The organism is Streptomyces sp. NPDC001941 (assembly GCF_040296945.1).
In the GTDB taxonomy this organism is placed as follows: domain Bacteria; phylum Actinomycetota; class Actinomycetes; order Streptomycetales; family Streptomycetaceae; genus Streptomyces.
The window spans coordinates 25197-44372 of the sequence record NZ_JBEOYE010000076.1 but is presented as its reverse complement, the minus strand read 5'-3'; the positions used below and the strand labels follow the sequence as shown (position 1 = coordinate 44372).

Below are 19176 nucleotides of genomic sequence, written 5' to 3'. Positions count from 1 at the left end.
GGGGGCCGCGGCGCCCCCGTCATCCCCCCCCGTCACACCCCGCCGCCGGGGGTCTACGTGGGGGGGTTGGTGGGGGGCCACATCTGGGGGGGAGGCCGGGGTCCCGGAAGGGGCGGGCTCGGTCAGGTGCTCAGGTGCTCAGGTGTTCACGTTCCCCGGGACCACCTGTACTGGTGTTCCGGGCGGCCTGTTTCGCCGTAGCGGAGGGTGAGGGTGACCCGGGACGTGCGTTCCAGGAGTTTCAGGTAGCGCTGGGCCGTCTGGCGGCTCACGCCCGCGCGGGTGGCGATCTCCTGGGTGGACAGCGGGGTGTCGGCCGCGAGCAGGACCTGGCGGACGAGTTCGGCCGTCGTGGGGGAGTGGCCCTTGGGGAGGTCCGGGGCCGCCGGGGTGGCGGAGAGCGCGCCGAACATCCGGTCCACCTCGGCCTGTTCGGCCTCGCCGCCGACCTCCAGGGTGCGCCGCAGCCGGGCGTACGCCTCCAGCTTGGCGCGCAGTCCGGCGAAGGTGAACGGCTTGACCAGGTACTGCAGGGCGCCCTGGCGCATCGCCGCCTGCACGGTGGCCACGTCCCGGGCGGCCGTCACCATGATCACGTCCGCCTGGTGGCCCCGACGCCTCAACTCCCGTACGACCGAAAGCCCTTGGTCGTCGGGAAGGTAGTGGTCGAGCAGGACCAGGTCGACGGGCAGTTCGGTGGCCAGGGTGAGTGCCGCGGCGGCCGTGTGGGCCGTGCCGAGCACCTGGAAGCCGGGGACCCGGGTGACGTACGCGGCGTTGATCGTGGCGACCCGGACGTCGTCGTCCACCACCAGCACGCCGATCACCGGGTCACCCGCGCGGTGTCCGTGTCGGTGAGGGCCTCGGGCAGGACGACGGTGAACTCCGCGCCGCCGTCCGCCGCCTCGCCCACCCGCGCGCTGCCGCCCTGGCGCTCGGCGAGGGTGCGCACCAGGGCGAGGCCCAGGCCGCGCTTGCCGTGCGCGGGCGGCTCCTTGGTGCTCCAGCCCTCGGTGAAGACCGCCTCGCGCTGCCCGGTCGGCACCCCGGGGCCGCTGTCGCTGACCCGGAGCAGGGCGGTGCGGCCCTCGGCGCGCAGGGCGACCTCGACCCGGGCGCCGGGTGAACCGGCCGCCGCGTCCAGGGCGTTGTCGACCAGGTTGCCCACGACCGTCACCAGTTCGCGCGGCTCGACCAGCCGGTCGGGGAGCAGTGTGTCCGGGGCCAGGACCAGCGCCACGCCGCGCTCGGCGGCCACCGTGGCCTTGCCCACCAGGAGCGCGGCGAGCAGCGGGTCGTGGATCTTCTCGGTGACCTGCTCGGCGGTGGCCCGGTGCACGCCCACCACCTCGGTGACGAACGCGACCGCCTCCTCGTGCAGCTCCAGCTCCAGCAGTCCGAGCACGGTGTGCAGCCGGTTGGCGTGCTCGTGGTCCTGGGCGCGCAGCGCGTCGATCAGGCCGCGGGTGGAGTCCAGCTCGCGGCCCAGGCTCTCCAGTTTGGTGCGGTCGCGCAGGGTGGCCACGGCGCCCCCGTCGTCGGTGGGCATGCGGTTGGCGATGAGCACCCGGGGGCCGCGCACGGTGACCAGGTCCTCGCCGGCGGCCCGGCCGGTCAGCACGTCGGCGGTGCGGCCGGCGCCCAGGACCTCGTCCAGCGGGCGGCCCAGGGCCTCGGGGCCGACGTCCAGGAGGCGCTGGGCCTCGTCGTTGAGGAGCCGGACGCGGCCCGCGCCGTCGAGGGCGACGACGCCCTCGCGGATGCCGTGGAGCATCGCCTCGCGCTCCGCGAGCAGCCCGGAGATGTCGGAGAAGGCCAGGTCGCGGGTCTGCCGCTGGACCCGGCGGGAGATCAGGTAGGCCGCCAGCGCCCCGGCGGCCAGGGCGCCGCCCGCGTACTTCAGGAGCCCGGGGATCGCGGCGAGCAGCCGGTCGCGCACGCTGTCGTACTCGATGCCGACCGAGACCGCGCCGACGACTGCGCCGCGGGCGTCGCGCAGGGGAACCTTGCCGCGCGCGGAGCGGCCCAGGGTGCCGCTGTCGATCTCCATCACGTCGTGGCCCGCGAGCGCGTCGCCGGGGTCGGTGGAGACCGTTCCGCCGATCTTGCCGGGGTCGGTGTGTGACCAGCGCACCCCGTAGCGGTCCATCACCACCACGTACTCGGCGCCCGTCTCCCGGCGGATGCGCTCGGCCTCGCCCTGCACCGGTCCGTCGGCGGTGGGCGCGGAGGCGGCCAGGGCCCGGGCCACGGCGGGGGAGGCGGTGGTCTCGGCGATGGCGAGGGCGCGGCGCATCGCCTGGTCGTCGAGCTGGGCGCTGAGGGGGGCCAGGAAGAGGCCGGTGGCGAGGACGGTGACGCCGGTGGCGACGGCCAGCTGCATCAGGAGGACCTGCGCGAAGACCCGCCGGGGCCAGCCGATCCGCCGCCGTCGCGGGGAGTCGGTCGGTGGGTGCATAGCCATGAACGGTAACAGCGCAATTCGCTTGCATTGCTTGCGGTCGGTTTGCGGATTCCTGGAAGCCCGGGTGAAAGCGGCTGGTACGGCGTGGGAGAGGGGAAAGGAGCGGGCCCTGAGGGGCTCGGACCGAGAAATTCCGTCCGGTTGGAACGGTGGACGTTCGGGCACTTGCCTGCAACTCTCTGACCGCACAACGCAAAAGAACCAGCCACCGCACGCACAAAAGCCTGTGCCCGGTCGTTCCGTGGTGCCGGTCCCGGGGTGCGGTGCCTCACGTCGTATCGACAGTCAGGATCGGGGACGAATGAGAAGGCAACGCTGGAGATGGCGGGCGCTGACCGCCGCGGTGACGACCGGTCTGCTGATGCTGGGACTGCCCTCGCTCGCCGCCTCCGGGGCGGAGAGCTCCGGTGGTCCCAACCTCGCCGCGGGCAAGGCCGCGGCCGCGAGCAGCGCGAACGCCGAGTACCAGGCGCGCAACGTGACGGACGGCAACCAGGGTACGTACTGGGAGAGTTCGGGCGCACTGCCGCAGTGGGTGCAGGCTGACCTCGGCGCGAGCACCCGGGTGGACGAGGTCGTCCTGAAGCTGCCGAGCGCCTGGGAGAGCCGCTCCCAGACGGTGGCGGTGCAGGGCAGCGCCGACGGCACCTCCTTCACGACGCTGAAGGCCGCCGCCGCGTACACCTTCGCGCCGGGCACGGGCAACACGGTCACCGTCGGCTTCCCCGCCGCGCTGACCCGCTTCGTCCGCGTCCAGATCACCGCGAACAGCGGCTGGGCCGCCGCCCAGCTCTCCGAGCTCGAGGTGCACGGCGCCGGGACGTCGTCGGACAACCTCGCGCGCGGCAAGACGATGAGCGAGTCCAGCCACACCGAGGTCTACGCCGCGGCCAACGCCAACGACGGCAGCAAGGCGACCTACTGGGAGAGCCGCAACAGCGCGCTGCCCCAGTGGATCCAGGTCGACCTCGGCGCCTCGCTGCGGGTGGACCGGGTCGTGCTGCGGCTGCCCGACGGCTGGGGCGCGCGCACCCAGACCCTCAAGCTCCAGGGCAGCGCGAACGGTACGGACTTCACCGACCTGACCGCCTCCCAGGGGTACGCGTTCAACGCGGCGAACTCCAACTCGGTGACGCTCGCCCTGGACACGCTCACCACCCGGTACGTACGGGTGCTGATCACCGCCAACACCGCGCAGCCCGCCGGACAGCTCTCCGAGCTGGAGGTCTACGGGCCCGCCGGCGGTGACACCCAGGCGCCCACCGCCCCCGCCAACCTGGCCTACACCGAGCCGGCCACCGGCCAGATCAAGCTCACCTGGGACGCGTCCACCGACAACACCGGCGTCACCGGCTACGACGTGTACGCCAACGGGGACCTGCGCACCAGCGTGGCGGGCAACGTCACCACGTACACCGACACCCAGCCCGCGAGCGCGACCGTGGCGTACTACGTACGGGCCAAGGACGCCGCCGGGAACCAGTCGGCCAACTCCAACACCGTGACCCGCAAGGGCGACTCGGGCGACACCCAGGCGCCGACCACCCCGGCGAACCTGGCCTACACCGAGCCCGCCTCCGGCCAGATCAAGCTGACCTGGACCGCGTCCACGGACAACGTGGGCGTCACGGGCTACGAGGTGTACGCCAACAACGTGCTGCGCCAGACCGTGGCGGGCAACGTCACCACGTACACCGACAGCCAGCCCGCGAGCGCGACCGTCTCGTACGTCGTACGGGCCAAGGACGCCGCCGGGAACCGGTCCGGCGACTCCAACACCGTCACCCGCAACGGCAGCGGCGGCACCGGCTCCAACCTCGCGGTCGGCAAGCCCATCACCGCCTCCTCCGTGATCCACACCTTCGTCGCGGAGAACGCCAACGACAACAGCCTCACCACCTACTGGGAGGGCGCGGCGGGCAGCTACCCCAACACGCTCACCGTGAAGCTGGGGTCCAACGCCGACGTCAGCAGCCTGGTCCTCAAGCTCAACCCGGACTCCTCCTGGGGCGCGCGCACCCAGAACATCCAGGTGCTCGGCCGCGAGCAGAGCGCCTCGGGCTACACCTCGCTGGTGTCCGCCAAGGACTACGCCTTCACTCCGTCCTCGCAGAACTCGGTGACCGTGCCGGTGGACGCGCGGGTGGCGGACGTGCAGCTGAAGTTCACCTCCAACACCGGCTCCTCGGCCGGACAGCTCGCGGAGTTCCAGGTCATCGGGGTGGCCGCGCCCAACCCCGACCTGGAGGTCACCTCGGTCACCGCGAGCCCCGCGGCCCCGGTGGAGTCCGACCCGGTCACGCTGAGCGCCGTGGTGCGCAACAGCGGCCCGGCCGCGGCCGCCGCCAGCAGCGTGGCGCTGCGCCTGAACGGCACGAAGGTCGCCTCGGCGTCCGTGCCGGCGCTCGCGGCCGGGGCGCAGACCACGGTCAGCGCCTCGATCGGGGCGCGTGACGCGGGGACGTACCAGCTGAGCGCGGTCGCCGACGAGGCGAACGCGGTCATCGAGCAGAACGAGACCAACAACACCTACACCAGCCCCACTTCGCTGGTGGTCAAGCCGGTCGACAGCTCCGACCTGGTCGCCGCCTCGGTCGGCTGGACGCCCAGCGCCCCGGCGGCGGGCAACACCGTCACCTTCTCGGTGACGCCGAAGAACCAGGGCACCATCGCCTCGGCGGGCGGCAGCCACGGCATCACGCTGACGCTCACCGACAGCAAGGGGACGGTCGTCAAGACGCTGACCGGCTCCTACTCCGGGGCGCTCGCGGCCGGGGCGACCGGGTCCCCGGTCAACCTGGGCACCTGGGCGGCCGCCAACGGCTCGTACACGGTCAAGACGGTCCTCGCCGACGACGCCAACGAGCTGCCGGTCAAGCGGGCCAACAACACCAGCACCCGGCCGCTGTTCGTGGGCCGCGGCGCCAACATGCCGTACGACAGCTACGAGGCCGAGGACGGCGCGGTCGGCGGCGGGGCGCAGAAGATCGGGCCCAACCGGACCATCGGCGACCTCGCGGGCGAGGCCTCCGGGCGGCGCGCGGTGACGCTCAACTCCACCGGTTCCTACGTGGAGTTCACCACCCGGGCGGACACCAACACCCTGGTGACCCGCTTCTCCATCCCGGACGCGCCGGGCGGCGGCGGCACCAGCGCCACGCTCAACGTCTACGTGGACGGCACCTTCCGCAAGGCGATCGACCTGACCTCCCGCTACATGTGGCAGTACGGCGCCGAGGCGAGCCCGAACAACTCGCCCGGATCCGGCCCCGCGCGCCACATCTACGACGAGGCCAACGTGATGCTCGGCGCGACCGTGCCGGCCGGTTCCAAGGTCCGGCTGCAGAAGGACACCGCCAACACCTCCCAGTACGCGATCGACTTCGTCAACCTGGAGCAGGTGACGGCCGTCGCGAACCCGGACCCCGCGGCGTACGCCGTGCCGGCCGGATTCGCCCAGCAGGACGTGCAGAACGCCCTGGACAAGGTGCGGATGGACACCACCGGCAAGCTGGTGGGCGTCTACCTGCCCGCGGGCACGTACGCCACCGCCAACAAGTTCCAGGTGTACGGCAAGGCGGTGAAGGTCGTCGGCGCGGGCCCCTGGTTCAGCCGCTTCCAGACGCCGGCGGAGCAGGAGAACACGGACGCCGGGTTCGACGTGCAGGCCAGCGCGGCGGGATCCTCGTTCGGCGGCTTCGGCTTCTTCGGCAACTACACCTCGCGCAACGACGGCCCGGGCAAGGTCTTCAACCTGTCGAAGGTCTCCGACGTGACCATCGACAACGTGTGGGCCGAGCACATGATGTGCCTCTTCTGGGGGACCGACACCGACAAGATCACGATCAGGAACACCCGGATCCGCGACCTGTACGCGGACGGGATCAACTTCACCAACGGCAGCAGCGACAACGTGGTCTCCAACGTGGAGGCGCGCACCACGGGCGACGACGCGTTCGCGCTCTTCCCCGCGGTGGACATCGTCAACGCGGACGAGGTGAACAACACCTTCGAGAACATCACCTCCCTGCTCACCTGGCGGGCGGCGGGCATCGCGATCTACGGCGGCAGCGGCACCAGCGTGCGCAACGCCTACGTGGCCGACACCCTCACCTATCCGGGGCTGACCATCGCCACGCTGCAGTTCGGCTCGATCCCCGCGCTGGGCTTCGGCACCTCGCTGTCCACCTTCGAGAACATCTCGCTCGAACGCTCCGGCGGGCACTTCTGGGGCAACCAGACGTTCCCGGCGCTGTGGATGTTCTCCGGGGAGTACGCGTACCGCTCGGTGCGGATCAACGGTCTGGACATCACCGAGCCCACGTACTCCGGAATCATGTTCCAGACGAAGTACAACGGCTCCACGCCGCTCAACCCGATCACGGACAGCATCCTGAGCAACGTGTCCGTCAGCGGGGCGCACAAGAGCGGTGACGCCTTCGACGCCAAGTCCGGCTTCGGCATCTGGGCCAACGAGCAGCCCGAGCCGGGGCAGGGTCCCGCGGTGGGCGAAGTGACCATCAACGGGCTGCGGTTCGCCGACAACGCCCAGGACATCAAGAACACCACGTCCACCTTCAAGATCAACGTGAACTAGCGCAACAGTGGCCGAAGACTGGCGCAAGCCGCTTGCGCGGCTTGCGCTAGTCTTGCGCTCATGACGCGACGACTTGCTCAGGTGGCGAAGAAGGTGGGGGTCAGCGAGGCCACGGTCAGCCGGGTGCTCAACGGCAAACCGGGAGTCTCCGAGGCCACCCGGCAGGCGGTCCTCACGGCCCTCGACGTCCTCGGCTACGAGCGCCCCACCCAGCTGCGCGGCGAGCGCGCCCGGCTGGTCGGCCTGGTGCTGCCCGAGCTGCAGAACCCGATCTTCCCGGCCTTCGCCGAGGTGATCGGCGGTGCGCTGGCCCAGCAGGGCCTCACCCCGGTGCTGTGCACCCAGACCAAGGGCGGTGTCTCCGAGGCGGACTACGTCGACCTGCTGCTCCAGCAGCAGGTCTCCGGCGTGGTCTTCGCCGGCGGCCTGTTCGCGCAGGCGGACGCCCCGCACGACCACTACCGCAGGCTCGCCGAGCGCAAGATCCCGGTGGTGCTGATCAACGCCTCCATCGCCAACATGGACTTCCCCTGCATCGCGTGCGACGACACCGTGGCGGTGGAGCAGGCCTGGCGCCACCTCAGCTCGCTCGGGCACGAGCGGATCGGCCTGGTGCTCGGCCCCGAGGACCACATGCCCTCCAGGCGCAAGCTCACCGCCGCCCACGCGATCGCGAAGTCGGCCGGGCGGCAGCTGACCGAGGCCGATGTGGAGCGCTCGATGTTCTCCCTGGAAGGCGGGCAGGCGGCGACCACGCGCCTGCTGGAGAAGGGGATCACCGGCATCATTTGCGCGAGCGACCCGCTCGCCCTGGGCGCGGTGCGGGCCGCGCGCCGCCGCGGCCTCGGCGTGCCCGAGGACGTCTCCGTCGTCGGCTTCGACGACTCGGCCTTCATGAACTGCACCGAGCCCCCGCTGACCACCGTGCGCCAGCCCATCGAGGCGATGGGCCGGGCCGCGGTGGAGCTGCTGTGCGCCCAGATCCAGGGCGGCTCGGTGCCGCCCGGTGAGCTGCTGTTCGAGCCGGAGCTGGTGGTACGGGGGTCAACGGCCCAGCCGCCGCGCTGACTTGGCGCGGGGCGGCACAGGAGGGGTACGGGCCCGGTGGGCACCGTACCCCTTCGTGCTTGTCGGGTCCGTGCGGGCGGGCCGACGCGTTCACGTTGCGTACGGCAACGAGCTGTCAATCTTTTACGAAATCAGCGCGAGATATTGCGGACATCTGTTGGCGGTGGTTGAGTGTGCGGCGCCCCGCAGCGCGCCAGCCAGGGGCCTCCCACGCTCATGCCCGAAGGGGACCACCAATGAGAAGTGTCCGGTTCCGCCACGCCGCCCTCGCCACCGTCACCGCGCTCACGCTCACCGCCCTGGCGGCCTGCGGCACGAGCAGCAGCGGCAACGACGACGAGGGCGGCGGCAGCGGCTCCTCCGACCCGGCCGCGCCCCTGGACCCGAAGACCAAGGTGACGATCACCATCGACTGCATGCCGCCCGCGGCCAAGGCCGCCGAGCTGCGCCAGTGGAAGGAGGACGTCAAGAAGTTCAACGAGACCTACCCCAACGTCACCGTCGAGGGCCGCTCGACCCCCGGCCAGTGCCTGGAGCCGCCGCGGTTCACCGCGATGCTCAAGGCCAAGTCGCAGCCGGACGTGTTCTACACGTACTTCACCGACCTGCCGCAGGTGCTCGACAACGACGGCGCCGCGGACATCACCGCGTACGTCAACGACAAGTCCGTCCCGCTGCTCAAGGACATCGACCCCGACGTCCTGGCCCAGCTCAAGAAGGACGGCAAGCTCTACGGCCTGCCCACCAGCAACTACACCATGGGCCTGCTGATCAACCGCAAGCTCTTCAAGGACGCCGGCCTCGACCCCGACGCCCCGCCGCGCACCTGGGAAGAGGTGCGCGCCGCCGCCAAGAAGATCGCGGGCCTGGGCAAGGGCGTCGCCGGGTACGGCGAGTACAGCGCGGGCAACACCGGCGGCTGGCACTTCACCGCCACCATGTACGGCCTGGGCGGCGACATCGTGGACGCCAGCGGCAAGAAGGCCGCGTTCAACAACGACATCGGCAAGGAAGTCGCGGCCAACCTCCACGCGATGCGCTGGGAGGACAACAGCATGGGCCAGACCCAGCTGCTCAAGTGGGGCGACCTGCAGAAGCAGATAGCCTCCGACAAGCTGGGCATGTTCCTCGCCGCGCCCGACGACATCGCGTACATGGTCCAGCAACTCGGCGCCAAGTACGAGAACTTCGGCATGGGGCCGATCCCCGGCGGCTCCAACACCCTGGCCGGCGGCAACAACTACATGATCAAGAAGGGCATCTCCGCCGACAAGATCAAGGCGGGCATCGCCTGGCTCAACTACAAGAACCTCACCGTCGGCAAGGGCCAGTTCGACTGGGCCCGCACCAAGACCGACCAGCTCCCCGTCGGCGTCCCGCAGCCCAACTTCTGGCTGAACGCCTCCAAGACCACCGACGACGCCGCCCGCGCCGCCAACGCCACCATGCCGGTCCAGAACTTCAAGGCCTTCATGGACAACCCGGTCAAGGGCAAGGCCGAGCCGCCGAAGGCGCAGGAGGTCTACAAGGTCCTCGACAACGTGATGTCCGGACTGCTCACCAACAAGAACGCCGACGTCGACAAGCTGCTCGCCACCGCCGAGTCGCAGGTCAACCAGGTCCTGGCGAACCAGTAGCCGATGTCGTCCACCACGTATCCTCGCGCCCTGCGCCGCAACCTCACGGCGCACGGCTTCCTGATCGGCGCGGTCCTCTGCTTCGCGTTCTTCTCCTGGTACCCCATGGTCCGGGAGGTCCTGCTCGCCTTCCAGAAGGCCGAGGGCGGGAAGACCAACTGGGTCGGCCTGGACAACCTCAGGACCGTCTTCAACGACCCGGCGTTCGGCCAGGCCTGGCGCAACACCCTGCTGTTCACCGGCCTGGCCCTGGTCCTCGGCTTCGTGGTCCCGTTCCTGGTGGCGCTCGTGCTCAACGAGCTGCGCCACCTCAACGGGTACCTGCGGATGCTGGTCTACCTGCCCGTCATGCTCCCGCCGGTCGCCTCGGTCCTGCTGTTCAAGTACTTCTACGACCCGGGCTACGGCCTGTTCAACGAGGTGCTGGACTTCTTCCACCTGCCCGCACAGCAGTGGCTGCAGGACCCGGACATCGCGATGCTCTGCGTGGTGGTGGCGGCGACCTGGATGAACATGGGCGGGGCCACCCTGATCTACCTGGCGGCCCTGCAGACCATCCCGGGCGAGCTGTACGAGGCGGCGGACCTCGACGGCGCGGGACTGTGGCGGAAGATCTGGCACGTCACGGTCCCGCAGACCCGCCTGGTGCTCTCGCTGATGCTGCTGATGCAGATCATCGCCACCATGCAGGTCTTCACCGAGCCGTTCCTGCTCACCGGCGGCGCGGGCCCCGAGGGCTCCACCACCACCGTCGTCTACCTGATCTACCAGTACGCGTTCAACTTCAACAACTACGGCGCCGCGGCCGCGCTCGGTCTGCTGCTCCTCGTACTGCTCGCCGGTTTCTCGGCGGTGTACGTGAAGCTCAGCCGCGCCGAGGACGAGTGACCGGGGGACACACCATGAGCACCCGCACCCTGATATCGCCGGCCGCGCTCGCCCGGCCGCGCGGCCGGGTCCTGTACTGGACCGTCCTCGCCCTGGTCGCCGTCGTCTTCACGCTCGCCTTCCTCGGCCCGCTGTACTGGCTGGTCACCAACGGGCTGAAGACCACGCAGGAGGCGGTCCAGACGCCGCCCACCCTGGTGCCGCACACGCTGCAGCCGGAGAACTACTCCCGCGCCTGGGAGGTGATGGACCTGGCGCGGCTGCTGTTCAACACCCTGTACTACGCGTTCGGCGCGCTCGCCTTCCAGCTGGTGCTCGACGTGGCGGCCGCGTACTCGCTGTCCAAGCTGCGCCCCGTCTTCGGCAAGGCGATCCTCGGCATGATGCTCGCCACCCTGATGATCCCGGCGACCGTCCTGGTCGTCCCGCAGTACCTCACCGTGCTCGACGTGCCGATCTTCCAGCGCAACCTGCTCAACTCGCCCTGGGCGATCTGGCTGCCGTCGGTCACCAACGCGTTCAACATCTTCCTGCTCAAGCGGTTCTTCGACTCGATCCCGCGGGAACTCCTCGACGCCGCCTCGGTCGACGGGGCCTCCCCGATGCGCACCCTGTGGTCGGTGGTCCTGCCCATCTCGCGGCCGGTCCTCGGCGTCGTGTCGATCTTCGCGGTGGTCGGGGTCTGGAAGGACTTCCTCTGGCCGATGCTGACGCTGCCCGACCCGAACAAGCAGACCCTCAACGTGGGCATCTACTCGCTCTCGATGGGCGTGCCGGAGAACGTGCTGATCGCGGCGCTCGCCATGGCCTGCGTGCCGACGCTGCTGATCTTCCTGCTCTTCCAGCGCAACATCATGGGCGGCCTCACCGCCGGCAGCCTCAAGGGCTGAGCCGCCGCACGACGGCGGCCCCGGCGGGGCCGAGCCCCACCCACCACCCCGCGGCGCCCGGACCTCCCTGAACACCGGGCCCGCGGGGGCCACCCACCCACCACCCCTCTGCCCGCTGGGCCCGCGCGGCCCCGCCTCCCTGTGGAAAGGATGCACGTGCCCGCTACGGACTGGTGGCGCTCCGCCGCCATCTACCAGGTGTACGTACGCAGCTTCGCCGACGCGGACGGGGACGGCACCGGCGATCTCGCGGGCGTCCGCGCCAAGCTGTCCTACCTCGCCGAACTCGGCGTGGAAGCACTCTGGTTCACGCCCTGGTACCTGTCGCCGCTCGCCGACGGCGGGTACGACGTCGCCGACTACCGCACCATCGACCCCGCCTTCGGCACCCTCGCCGAGGCCGAGAAGCTGATCGCCGAGGCCCGCGCGCTCGGCATCCGCACCATCGTCGACATCGTCCCCAACCACGTCTCCGACCAGCACCCCTGGTTCCGGGCCGCGCTCGCCGCCGGGCCCGGCAGCCCCGAACGGGAGCTGTTCCACTTCAAGGAGGGCCGCGGCGAGCACGGCGAACTGCCGCCCAACGACTGGGAGGGCGAGTTCGGCGGCACCGCCTGGACCCGGCTGCCCGACGGCCAGTGGTACCTCCACCTCTTCGCGCCCCAGCAGCCCGACCTCAACTGGGCGCACCCCGCGGTGCGCCAGGAGCACGAGGACGTCCTGCGCTTCTGGTTCGAGCGCGGGGTCGCGGGGGTGCGCATCGACTCCGCGGCGCTGCTCGCCAAGGACCCCGCACTGCCCGACTTCGTCGAGGGCCGCGACCCGCACCCGTACGTCGACCGCGACGAACTGCACGACATCTACCGCTCCTGGCGGCGGGTCGCCGACGAGTACGACGGGGTCTTCGTGGGGGAGGTGTGGCTGCCGGACTCCGAGCGGTTCGCCCGCTACCTGCGCCCCGACGAGCTGCACACCGCGTTCAACTTCAGCTTCCTGTCCTGCCCCTGGGACGCGGCGCTGCTGCGGGCCTCCATCGACGAGACGCTCGCCGAGCACGCCCCGGTCGGCGCCCCGGCGACCTGGGTGCTGTGCAACCACGACGTCACCCGCACGGTCACCCGCTACGGACGCGAGGAGACCGGCTTCGAGTTCGCCGCCAAGGTCTTCGGCACCCCCACCGACCTGGCCCTGGGCACCCGCAGGGCGCGCGCGGCGGCCCTGCTCTCGCTCGCCCTGCCCGGCGCCGTCTACGTCTACCAGGGCGAGGAACTGGGCCTGCCCGAGGTGGAGATCCCGCGCGACCGCATCGAGGACCCGATGCACTTCCGCTCCGGCGGCACCGACCCGGGCCGCGACGGCTGCCGGGTGCCGCTGCCCTGGGACCCCGAGCCGCCCGCCGCCGAGTCCTGGCTGCCGCAGCCGCCCGACTGGCCGGCCTACGCCGCCTCCGCCCAGGAGCGCGACCCGGGCTCGATGCTCAGCCTCTACCGCGCGGCCCTGCGCCTGCGGCGTACCGAACCGGGCTTCGGCGACGGGGAGTTCGGCTGGCTCCCGAGCGCCTCGGAGGTGCTGGCCTTCACCCGCCCCGGCGGACTGGTCTGCGTGGTCAACCTGGGCCGCGAGCCGGTCGAGCTGCCCGGGCACCGCGAGGTGCTCCTCGCGAGCGGCGGGCTGCGGGACGGTCTGCTCCCCTCGGACACGGGGGTCTGGCTGCGGGTGTGAGGGGCCCGCGGCCGGTGGGGCGCGTCATCGGGGCCTGCGCTCGATGACGCGCCCTCCCGTCTGTCCCAGCAGCTCGTCCACGATCCGGTCCACCTCACGGCCGAGCCGCGCCTCCCGGGACGTCTCCAGGAGCGTCGCCCGCTGGGCCCCGGTCGTCTTCCAGTAGTCGCGGAAGATCTGGTTGCGGCACATCAGCCGCAGGTGCGGCAGCAGCTCCTCCAGGGTGGCGGAATCCGTCAGGTAGGCCTGCACCGCGTTGGCGTACAGGGCGTTCGCGTACAGGAACTGCTTCTGCCGTACGACGGGCACGTCCACGTCGTACGTGTCGAGCACCGCGGCCAGGTCCGGGTCCTCCATCGCCCTGGCCATCAGCGCCAGGTGCTGGCGCGAGAGGTGGGCCAGGTCCAACTGGCGCGCCAGCCGCTCCTCCCCGGCTTCCGGCCCCGGGCCCGGCGCCGCCCGGTCGGCCACCAGCAGCGCCACGGCCAGCGCGGACAGCACCGCCGCGGCCGCCGAGGCGTCGAACCCCGGCGAGAGCGCCGCCCACAGCACGAGCGTCACGGCCGCACCGACGAGCGCGGGGAACAGGGCCGCCGTACCCGGGAGCGCGGACGCCGACCGCCGTCTTCCGCCTTTGTGCCGCACCATGCCGTGCCACCTCTCTCCCGGCATCGCGTGCGCCGCCGGGCCCCCAGTTACTGCCCCGCGCGCCGCCGCCTATCCCGGGTACGTCACCAGTGCGAATCCGGCCACCCCGGCGCCGCCCTATCCTGGGGCGGGTCCGCCCGGCGGTCCGCACGAGCAGAACGAGAGAGGCATTCCCCGTGAGCACCCCGCAGATCCCCGTCGTCGTCCTCGCCGGATTCCTGGGGGCCGGCAAGACGACCCTGCTCAACCACCTGCTGCGCAGCGCGCGCGGGACGCGGATCGGGGTGATGGTCAACGACTTCGGGTCCATCGAGATCGACGCCATGACCGTCGCGGGACAGGTCGGCTCGACCGTCTCGCTCGGCAACGGCTGCCTGTGCTGCGCGGTGGACGCCGGCGAGCTGGACGCCTACCTGGAGAAGCTCACCCGGCCCGAGGCCCGCCTCGACGTCATCGTCATCGAGGCCAGCGGGCTCGCCGAACCCCAGGAGCTGGTCCGGATGGTGCTGGCCAGCGAGAGCCCGCGGACCGTGTACGGGGGTCTGGTCGAGGTCGTCGACGCCGCCGAGTTCGACGCGGTGCGGGCCCGCCACCCCGAGACCGACCGGCACCTGGCCATGGCCGACCTGGTGGTCGTCAACAAGGCCGACCGGGTCACCGCCGACGAGCGCGACCGGGTGCACGCGGCCGTCGCCGGGCTCGCCCCGCGCGCCGCCGTCGTCGACGCCGCCCACGGCCGCGTCGACCCCGAGCTGCTCTTCGACCGGGCCGCCCGCGGCGAGGGCCAGATCGACGGCCAGCTCTCCTTCGACGACCTGCGCGAGGACGAGCACCACGCCCATCCGCACGCCGCCTACGAGACGGTGTCCTTCACCGCCGACGCGCCCCTGCACCCGCGCCGGCTCATGGAGTTCCTGGACTCCCGCCCCGAGGGGCTCTACCGGATCAAGGGCTTCGTCGACTTCGGCGCGGCCGACCCCGCCAACCGCTACGCGGTGCACGCGGTCGGCCGCTTCCTGCGCTTCCACCCCCAGCCCTGGCCCGAGGACGAGGAGCGGCTCACCCGGCTCGTCCTGATCGGCTCGGGCACCGACGGGGACGCCCTCGGCAAGGCCCTGGAGGGCTGCCGCACGGCCGGCCCGCAGGACGCCCCGGACGCGCACGCGATGTGGGGCGTCCTGCGCTACGTACCGCGGGACGAGGACCTCGAAGAGGCCGAGTAGGGGCGGTTGCTACGAGGCCGGGCCCGCGAGCACCGCCACCGGCTTCGCCAGCGGGGTGCCCGAGCCGTCGCGGCGCGGGTCCGGCTCCGGCAGCTCCGACGGGGTGCCGTTGGCCTGTGCCGCGCGCGCCGGGACGGCGCCCGCCCAGGCCAGCATCAGCACGTCCTCGCCCTTCAGGAACCGCTGGCAGCGCACGCCCCCGGTGGCCCGGCCCTTGCGCGGGTACTGGTCGAACGGCGTCAGCTTCGCCGACGTCTGCACCGCGCCGTCCAGGGTGTCGCGGGTGCCGGCGATGGTGAACACCACGGCCTCCACCGCCGGATCCACCGCCGTGAAGGAGATCACCTCCGCGCCGTCGGCCAGCTTGACGCCCGCCATGCCGCCCGCCGGGCGCCCCTGCGGGCGCACCTGCGAGGCCGGGTAGCGCAGCAGCTGCGCGTCGGAGGTGATGAAGACCAGGTCCTCCTCGCCCGTGCGCAGCTCCGCGGCGCCGACGACCCGGTCGCCGTCCTTGAGGCCGATGACCTCCAGCTCGTCCTTGTTCGACGGGTAGTCCGGGACCACCCGCTTCACCACGCCCTGCAGCGTGCCGATCGCCAGGCCCGGAGAGGACTCGTCCAGGGTGGTCAGGCACACCACCGTCTCGTCCTTCTCCAGCGTCAGGAACTCCGACAGCGGCGCGCCGCCCGACAGGTTGGGCGCCCCCGCCGTGTCCGGGAGCTGCGGCAGGTCGATCACCGCGACCCGCAGCAGCCGTCCGGTGGACGTCACCGCGCCCACGTCGCCGCGCTGGGTCGCCGGGACCGCCGAGACGATCACGTCGTGCTTGGCGCGCCGGGCGTCCTCCTCGGCCGGCGGCAGCTCGCCGTTGACCGTGCGCGCCAGCAGGCCCGTGGAGGACAGCAGCACCCGGCACGGGTCGTCCGCGACCTCCAGGGCGGCCGCCGCCACCGGCGTGCCCGCCGACTCCAGCAGCACCGTGCGCCGCTCGGTGCCGAACTTCTTCGCCACCGCGGCCAGTTCGCCCGAGACCAGCTTGCGCAGCTCGGCGTCCGAATCCAGGATGCCGGTCAGCTCGTCGATCTCGCCGTTGAGCTTGTCGCGCTCGCCCTCCAGCTCGATGCGGTCGAACTTGGTCAGCCGGCGCAGCGGGGTGTCCAGGATGTACTGCGTCTGCACCTCGCTCAGCGAGAAGTGCTCGATCAGGCGCTCCTTGGCCTGGGCCGAGTTCTCACTGGACCGGATCAGCCGGATGACCTCGTCGATGTCGAGCAGCGCGACGAGCAGGCCCTCGACCAGGTGCAGCCGGTCGCGCTTCTTGGTGCGGCGGAACTCGCTGCGCCGGCGCACCACGTCGAAGCGATGGTCGAGGTAGACCTCCAGCAGCTCCTTGAGGCCCAGCGTCAGCGGCTGGCCGTCCACCAGCGCGACGTTGTTGATGCCGAAGGACTCCTCCATCGGCGTGAGCTTGTACAGCTGCTCCAGGACGGCCTCGGGGATGAAGCCGTTCTTCACCTCGATGACCAGGCGCAGCCCGTGCGCGCGGTCGGTCAGGTCCTTGACGTCCGCGATGCCCTGGAGCTTCTTGGCGCCGACCAGGTCCTTGATCTTGGCGATGACCTTCTCGGGGCCGACCGAGAACGGCAGCTCGGTGACGACGATGCCCTTGCGGCGCGCCGTCACGGTCTCCACGCTGGTGGTGGCCCGGATCTTGAAGGTGCCGCGCCCGGTCGCGTACGCGTCCTTGATGCCGGACAGGCCGACGATCCGGCCGCCGGTCGGCAGGTCGGGACCCGGCACGAAGCGCATCAGCGCCTCCAGGTCCGCGCCCGGGTGCCGGATCAGGTGGCGGGCGGCCGCGATGACCTCGCCCAGGTTGTGCGGCGGCATGTTGGTGGCCATGCCGACCGCGATCCCGGAGGAGCCGTTGACCAGCAGGTTGGGGAAGGCCGCCGGCAGGGCGACCGGCTCCCGCTCCTGGCCGTCGTAGTTCGGGGTGAAGTCGACGGTGTCCTCGTCGATGGAGTCCGTCAGCAGGCTCGCCGCGTCCGCCATCCGGCTCTCGGTGTACCGCATGGCGGCCGGCGGGTCGTCGTTGCCCAGGGAGCCGAAGTTGCCGTGTCCGTCGACCAGCGGCACCCGCATGGAGAACGGCTGGGCCAGACGGACCATGGCGTCGTAGATGGAGGCGTCGCCGTGCGGGTGCAGCTTGCCCATCACCTCGCCGACGACGCGGGCGCACTTGACGTACCCCCGGTCGGGGCGCAGGCCCATCTCGTTCATCTGGTAGACGATGCGGCGCTGGACGGGCTTCATGCCGTCGCGCGCGTCCGGCAGGGCCCGGGAGTAGATCACCGAGTACGCGTACTCGAGGAAGGAGCCCTGCATTTCGTCGACGACGTCGATGTCGAGGATCTTCTCCTCGAAGTCGTCGGGCGGCGCGGTCTTCGTGCTGCGGCGGGCCATCGCGGCTGCGGCTCCTTACCAACAAGTGCGAGTAACTGTTGCTGACTGACGCGGACCATTGTGGCCCGTCGTACTGACAACGCCGACCGCGACCCGGGCTCGGGCACCGCCCGACCCGCAAGAGCGCGGGAACTTCGCCGACCGTCAGCACGCTTGCATACAGTGGCAGGGCCTCATCCGAGGACTCCACCGACGAGCAGTATCGCGAGCGAAGGGACGTACATGCCCATGGGTCACACGGCCACAGGGCAGGCCGGCTCCGGCGGCCTGACAGCGACCGAGCACCGCCTGGCCAACGGCCTGCGCGTGGTGCTCTCCGAGGACCACCTGACCCCGGTCGCGGCGGTGTGCCTCTGGTACGACGTGGGCTCGCGCCACGAGGTCGCCGGCCGCACCGGCCTCGCCCACCTCTTCGAGCACCTGATGTTCCAGGGCTCGCAGCAGGTGCACGGCAACGGGCACTTCGAACTGGTGCAGGGCGCCGGCGGCTCGCTCAACGGCACCACCAGCTTCGAGCGCACCAACTACTTCGAGACCATGCCCGCCCACCAGCTGGAGCTCGCGCTCTGGCTGGAGGCGGACCGGATGGGCTCGCTGCTGGCCGCGCTGGACGACGAGTCGATGGAGAACCAGCGCGACGTCGTCAAGAACGAGCGCCGCCAGCGGTACGACAACGTGCCCTACGGCACCGCGTTCGAGCGCCTGACCGCGCTGGCCTACCCCGAGGGCCACCCCTACCACCACACGCCGATCGGCTCGATGGCGGACCTGGACGCGGCGACCCTGGAGGACGCCCGCGCCTTCTTCCGCACGTACTACGCGCCCAACAACGCGGTGCTCTCCGTGGTCGGCGACATCGACCCCGCGCAGACCCTGGCCTGGGTGGAGAGGTACTTCGGCTCCATCCCCGGCCACGACGGCAAGCCCGCCCCGCGCGACGGCTCGCTGCCCGACACCCTCGGCGGCGAGCTGCGCGAGGTGGTCGAGGAGGAGGTCCCGGCCCGCGCGCTGATGGCCGCCTACCGGCTGCCGCACGACGGCACGCGCGCGTGCGACGCGGCCGACCTGGCGCTGACCGTGCTCGGCGGCGGCGAGTCCTCCCGGCTGCACAACCGGCTGGTGCGGCGCGACCGCACCGCCGTCGCCGCGGGCTTCGGCATGCTGCGCCTGGCCGGCGCCCCCTCGCTGGGCTGGCTGGACGTCAAGACCTCCGGCGGCGTGGAGGTCCCGCGCATCGAGAGCGCGGTCGACGAGGAGCTCGCCCGGTTCGCCGAGGAGGGCCCGACGGCCGAGGAGATGGAGCGCGCCCAGGCCCAGCTGGAGCGCGAGTGGCTGGACCGGCTCGGCACGGTCGCGGGCCGCGCCGACGAACTGTGCCGGTTCGCCGTGCTGTTCGGCGACCCCCAGCTGGCGCTGACCGCGGTCGACCGCGTCCTGGACGTCACCGCCGAGGAGGTGCGCGACGTCGCCCGGGCCCGGCTGCGCCCCGACAACCGCGCGGTGCTCGTGTACGAACCGGTCGCCGAGGACGCGGGCGACGACGCAGAGGAAGAGGCGGACCAGTGACGGACGC

Annotated in this window: 12 protein-coding genes; 8 read left to right on the top strand and 4 right to left on the bottom strand. The window is 71.5% G+C overall.

Annotated elements, in window-relative coordinates; genetic code table 11:
* Positions 1 to 146: 146 nt before the first annotated feature.
* Together ABT160_RS35330 and ABT160_RS35325 are read right to left on the bottom strand one after the other, a co-directional pair.
* Positions 147 to 827: a response regulator gene (locus ABT160_RS35330; protein WP_351652067.1), complete on the bottom strand. Its 681-nt coding sequence runs from the start codon at positions 825 to 827 to the stop codon at positions 147 to 149.
* Complete coding sequence (locus ABT160_RS35325; RefSeq protein ID WP_351652066.1) at positions 824 to 2458, bottom strand: sensor histidine kinase; 1635 nt, start codon at positions 2456 to 2458, stop codon at positions 824 to 826. Before ABT160_RS35325 ends, ABT160_RS35330 begins: the two co-directional genes overlap by 4 nt.
* Before the next feature lie 307 nt (positions 2459 to 2765).
* Here ABT160_RS35325 and ABT160_RS35320 point away from each other — a divergent pair, with 307 nt between their 5' ends.
* From ABT160_RS35320 to ABT160_RS35295, 6 genes are all read left to right on the top strand, one after another.
* Positions 2766 to 7061, top strand: coding sequence for a discoidin domain-containing protein (locus ABT160_RS35320; protein WP_351652065.1), 4296 nt, complete (start codon positions 2766 to 2768; stop codon positions 7059 to 7061).
* Between the two features lie 60 nt (positions 7062 to 7121).
* Positions 7122 to 8129: a LacI family DNA-binding transcriptional regulator gene (locus ABT160_RS35315; protein WP_351652064.1), complete on the top strand. Its 1008-nt coding sequence runs from the start codon at positions 7122 to 7124 to the stop codon at positions 8127 to 8129.
* Positions 8130 to 8365: 236 nt separating this feature from the next.
* Complete coding sequence (locus tag ABT160_RS35310) at positions 8366 to 9766, top strand: extracellular solute-binding protein (protein ID WP_351652063.1); 1401 nt, start codon at positions 8366 to 8368, stop codon at positions 9764 to 9766.
* A gap of 3 nt (positions 9767 to 9769) precedes the next feature.
* Positions 9770 to 10654 (top strand): carbohydrate ABC transporter permease, encoded by an 885-nt coding sequence (locus tag ABT160_RS35305; protein WP_351652062.1) that lies wholly within the window; start codon positions 9770 to 9772, stop codon positions 10652 to 10654.
* A 14-nt stretch (positions 10655 to 10668) separates the two neighbouring features.
* Positions 10669 to 11544, top strand: a complete 876-nt coding sequence (locus ABT160_RS35300; protein ID WP_351652061.1) for a carbohydrate ABC transporter permease — start codon at positions 10669 to 10671, stop codon at positions 11542 to 11544.
* 150 nt (positions 11545 to 11694) lie between these two features.
* Positions 11695 to 13266 (top strand): glycoside hydrolase family 13 protein, encoded by a 1572-nt coding sequence (locus tag ABT160_RS35295; protein ID WP_502984359.1) that lies wholly within the window; start codon positions 11695 to 11697, stop codon positions 13264 to 13266.
* 24 nt (positions 13267 to 13290) lie between these two features.
* On the opposite strand, the gene ABT160_RS35290 is transcribed toward ABT160_RS35295, so the two are convergent.
* The gene (locus ABT160_RS35290) at positions 13291 to 13914 is read right to left on the bottom strand and encodes a DUF6082 family protein (protein ID WP_351652059.1); all 624 of its coding nucleotides are present in this window, start codon (positions 13912 to 13914) and stop codon (positions 13291 to 13293) included.
* A gap of 176 nt (positions 13915 to 14090) precedes the next feature.
* Here ABT160_RS35290 and ABT160_RS35285 point away from each other — a divergent pair, with 176 nt between their 5' ends.
* Complete coding sequence (locus ABT160_RS35285; RefSeq protein ID WP_351652058.1) at positions 14091 to 15137, top strand: CobW family GTP-binding protein; 1047 nt, start codon at positions 14091 to 14093, stop codon at positions 15135 to 15137.
* Positions 15138 to 15146: 9 nt separating this feature from the next.
* Here ABT160_RS35285 and ABT160_RS35280 read toward each other — a convergent pair whose 3' ends face one another.
* Positions 15147 to 17603, bottom strand: a complete 2457-nt coding sequence (locus ABT160_RS35280; RefSeq protein WP_351652057.1) for a DNA gyrase/topoisomerase IV subunit A — start codon at positions 17601 to 17603, stop codon at positions 15147 to 15149.
* Between the two features lie 228 nt (positions 17604 to 17831).
* Between ABT160_RS35280 and ABT160_RS35275 the strand changes: the two genes are divergently transcribed.
* On the top strand, positions 17832 to 19169 hold the full coding sequence (locus tag ABT160_RS35275) for a M16 family metallopeptidase (protein WP_351652069.1): 1338 nt from the start codon (positions 17832 to 17834) through the stop codon (positions 19167 to 19169).
* The last annotated feature ends 7 nt before the right edge of the window (positions 19170 to 19176 follow it).

Bases quoted from the DNA above. Each gene is read 5' to 3' on its own strand.
- ABT160_RS35300 (WP_351652061.1), top strand. From the start codon at position 10,669: ATGAGCACCCGCACCCTGATATCGCCGGCCGCGCTCGCCCGGCCGCGC.
- ABT160_RS35315 (WP_351652064.1), top strand. From the start codon at position 7,122: ATGACGCGACGACTTGCTCAGGTGGCGAAGAAGGTGGGGGTCAGCGAG.
- ABT160_RS35275 (WP_351652069.1), top strand. From the start codon at position 17,832: ATGGGTCACACGGCCACAGGGCAGGCCGGCTCCGGCGGCCTGACAGCG.
- ABT160_RS35295 (WP_502984359.1), top strand. From the start codon at position 11,695: ATGCACGTGCCCGCTACGGACTGGTGGCGCTCCGCCGCCATCTACCAG.
- ABT160_RS35325 (WP_351652066.1), bottom strand. From the start codon at position 2,458: ATGCACCCACCGACCGACTCCCCGCGACGGCGGCGGATCGGCTGGCCC.
- ABT160_RS35320 (WP_351652065.1), top strand. From the start codon at position 2,766: ATGAGAAGGCAACGCTGGAGATGGCGGGCGCTGACCGCCGCGGTGACG.
- ABT160_RS35290 (WP_351652059.1), bottom strand. From the start codon at position 13,914: ATGGTGCGGCACAAAGGCGGAAGACGGCGGTCGGCGTCCGCGCTCCCG.
- ABT160_RS35305 (WP_351652062.1), top strand. From the start codon at position 9,770: ATGTCGTCCACCACGTATCCTCGCGCCCTGCGCCGCAACCTCACGGCG.
- ABT160_RS35310 (WP_351652063.1), top strand. From the start codon at position 8,366: ATGAGAAGTGTCCGGTTCCGCCACGCCGCCCTCGCCACCGTCACCGCG.
- ABT160_RS35280 (WP_351652057.1), bottom strand. From the start codon at position 17,603: ATGGCCCGCCGCAGCACGAAGACCGCGCCGCCCGACGACTTCGAGGAG.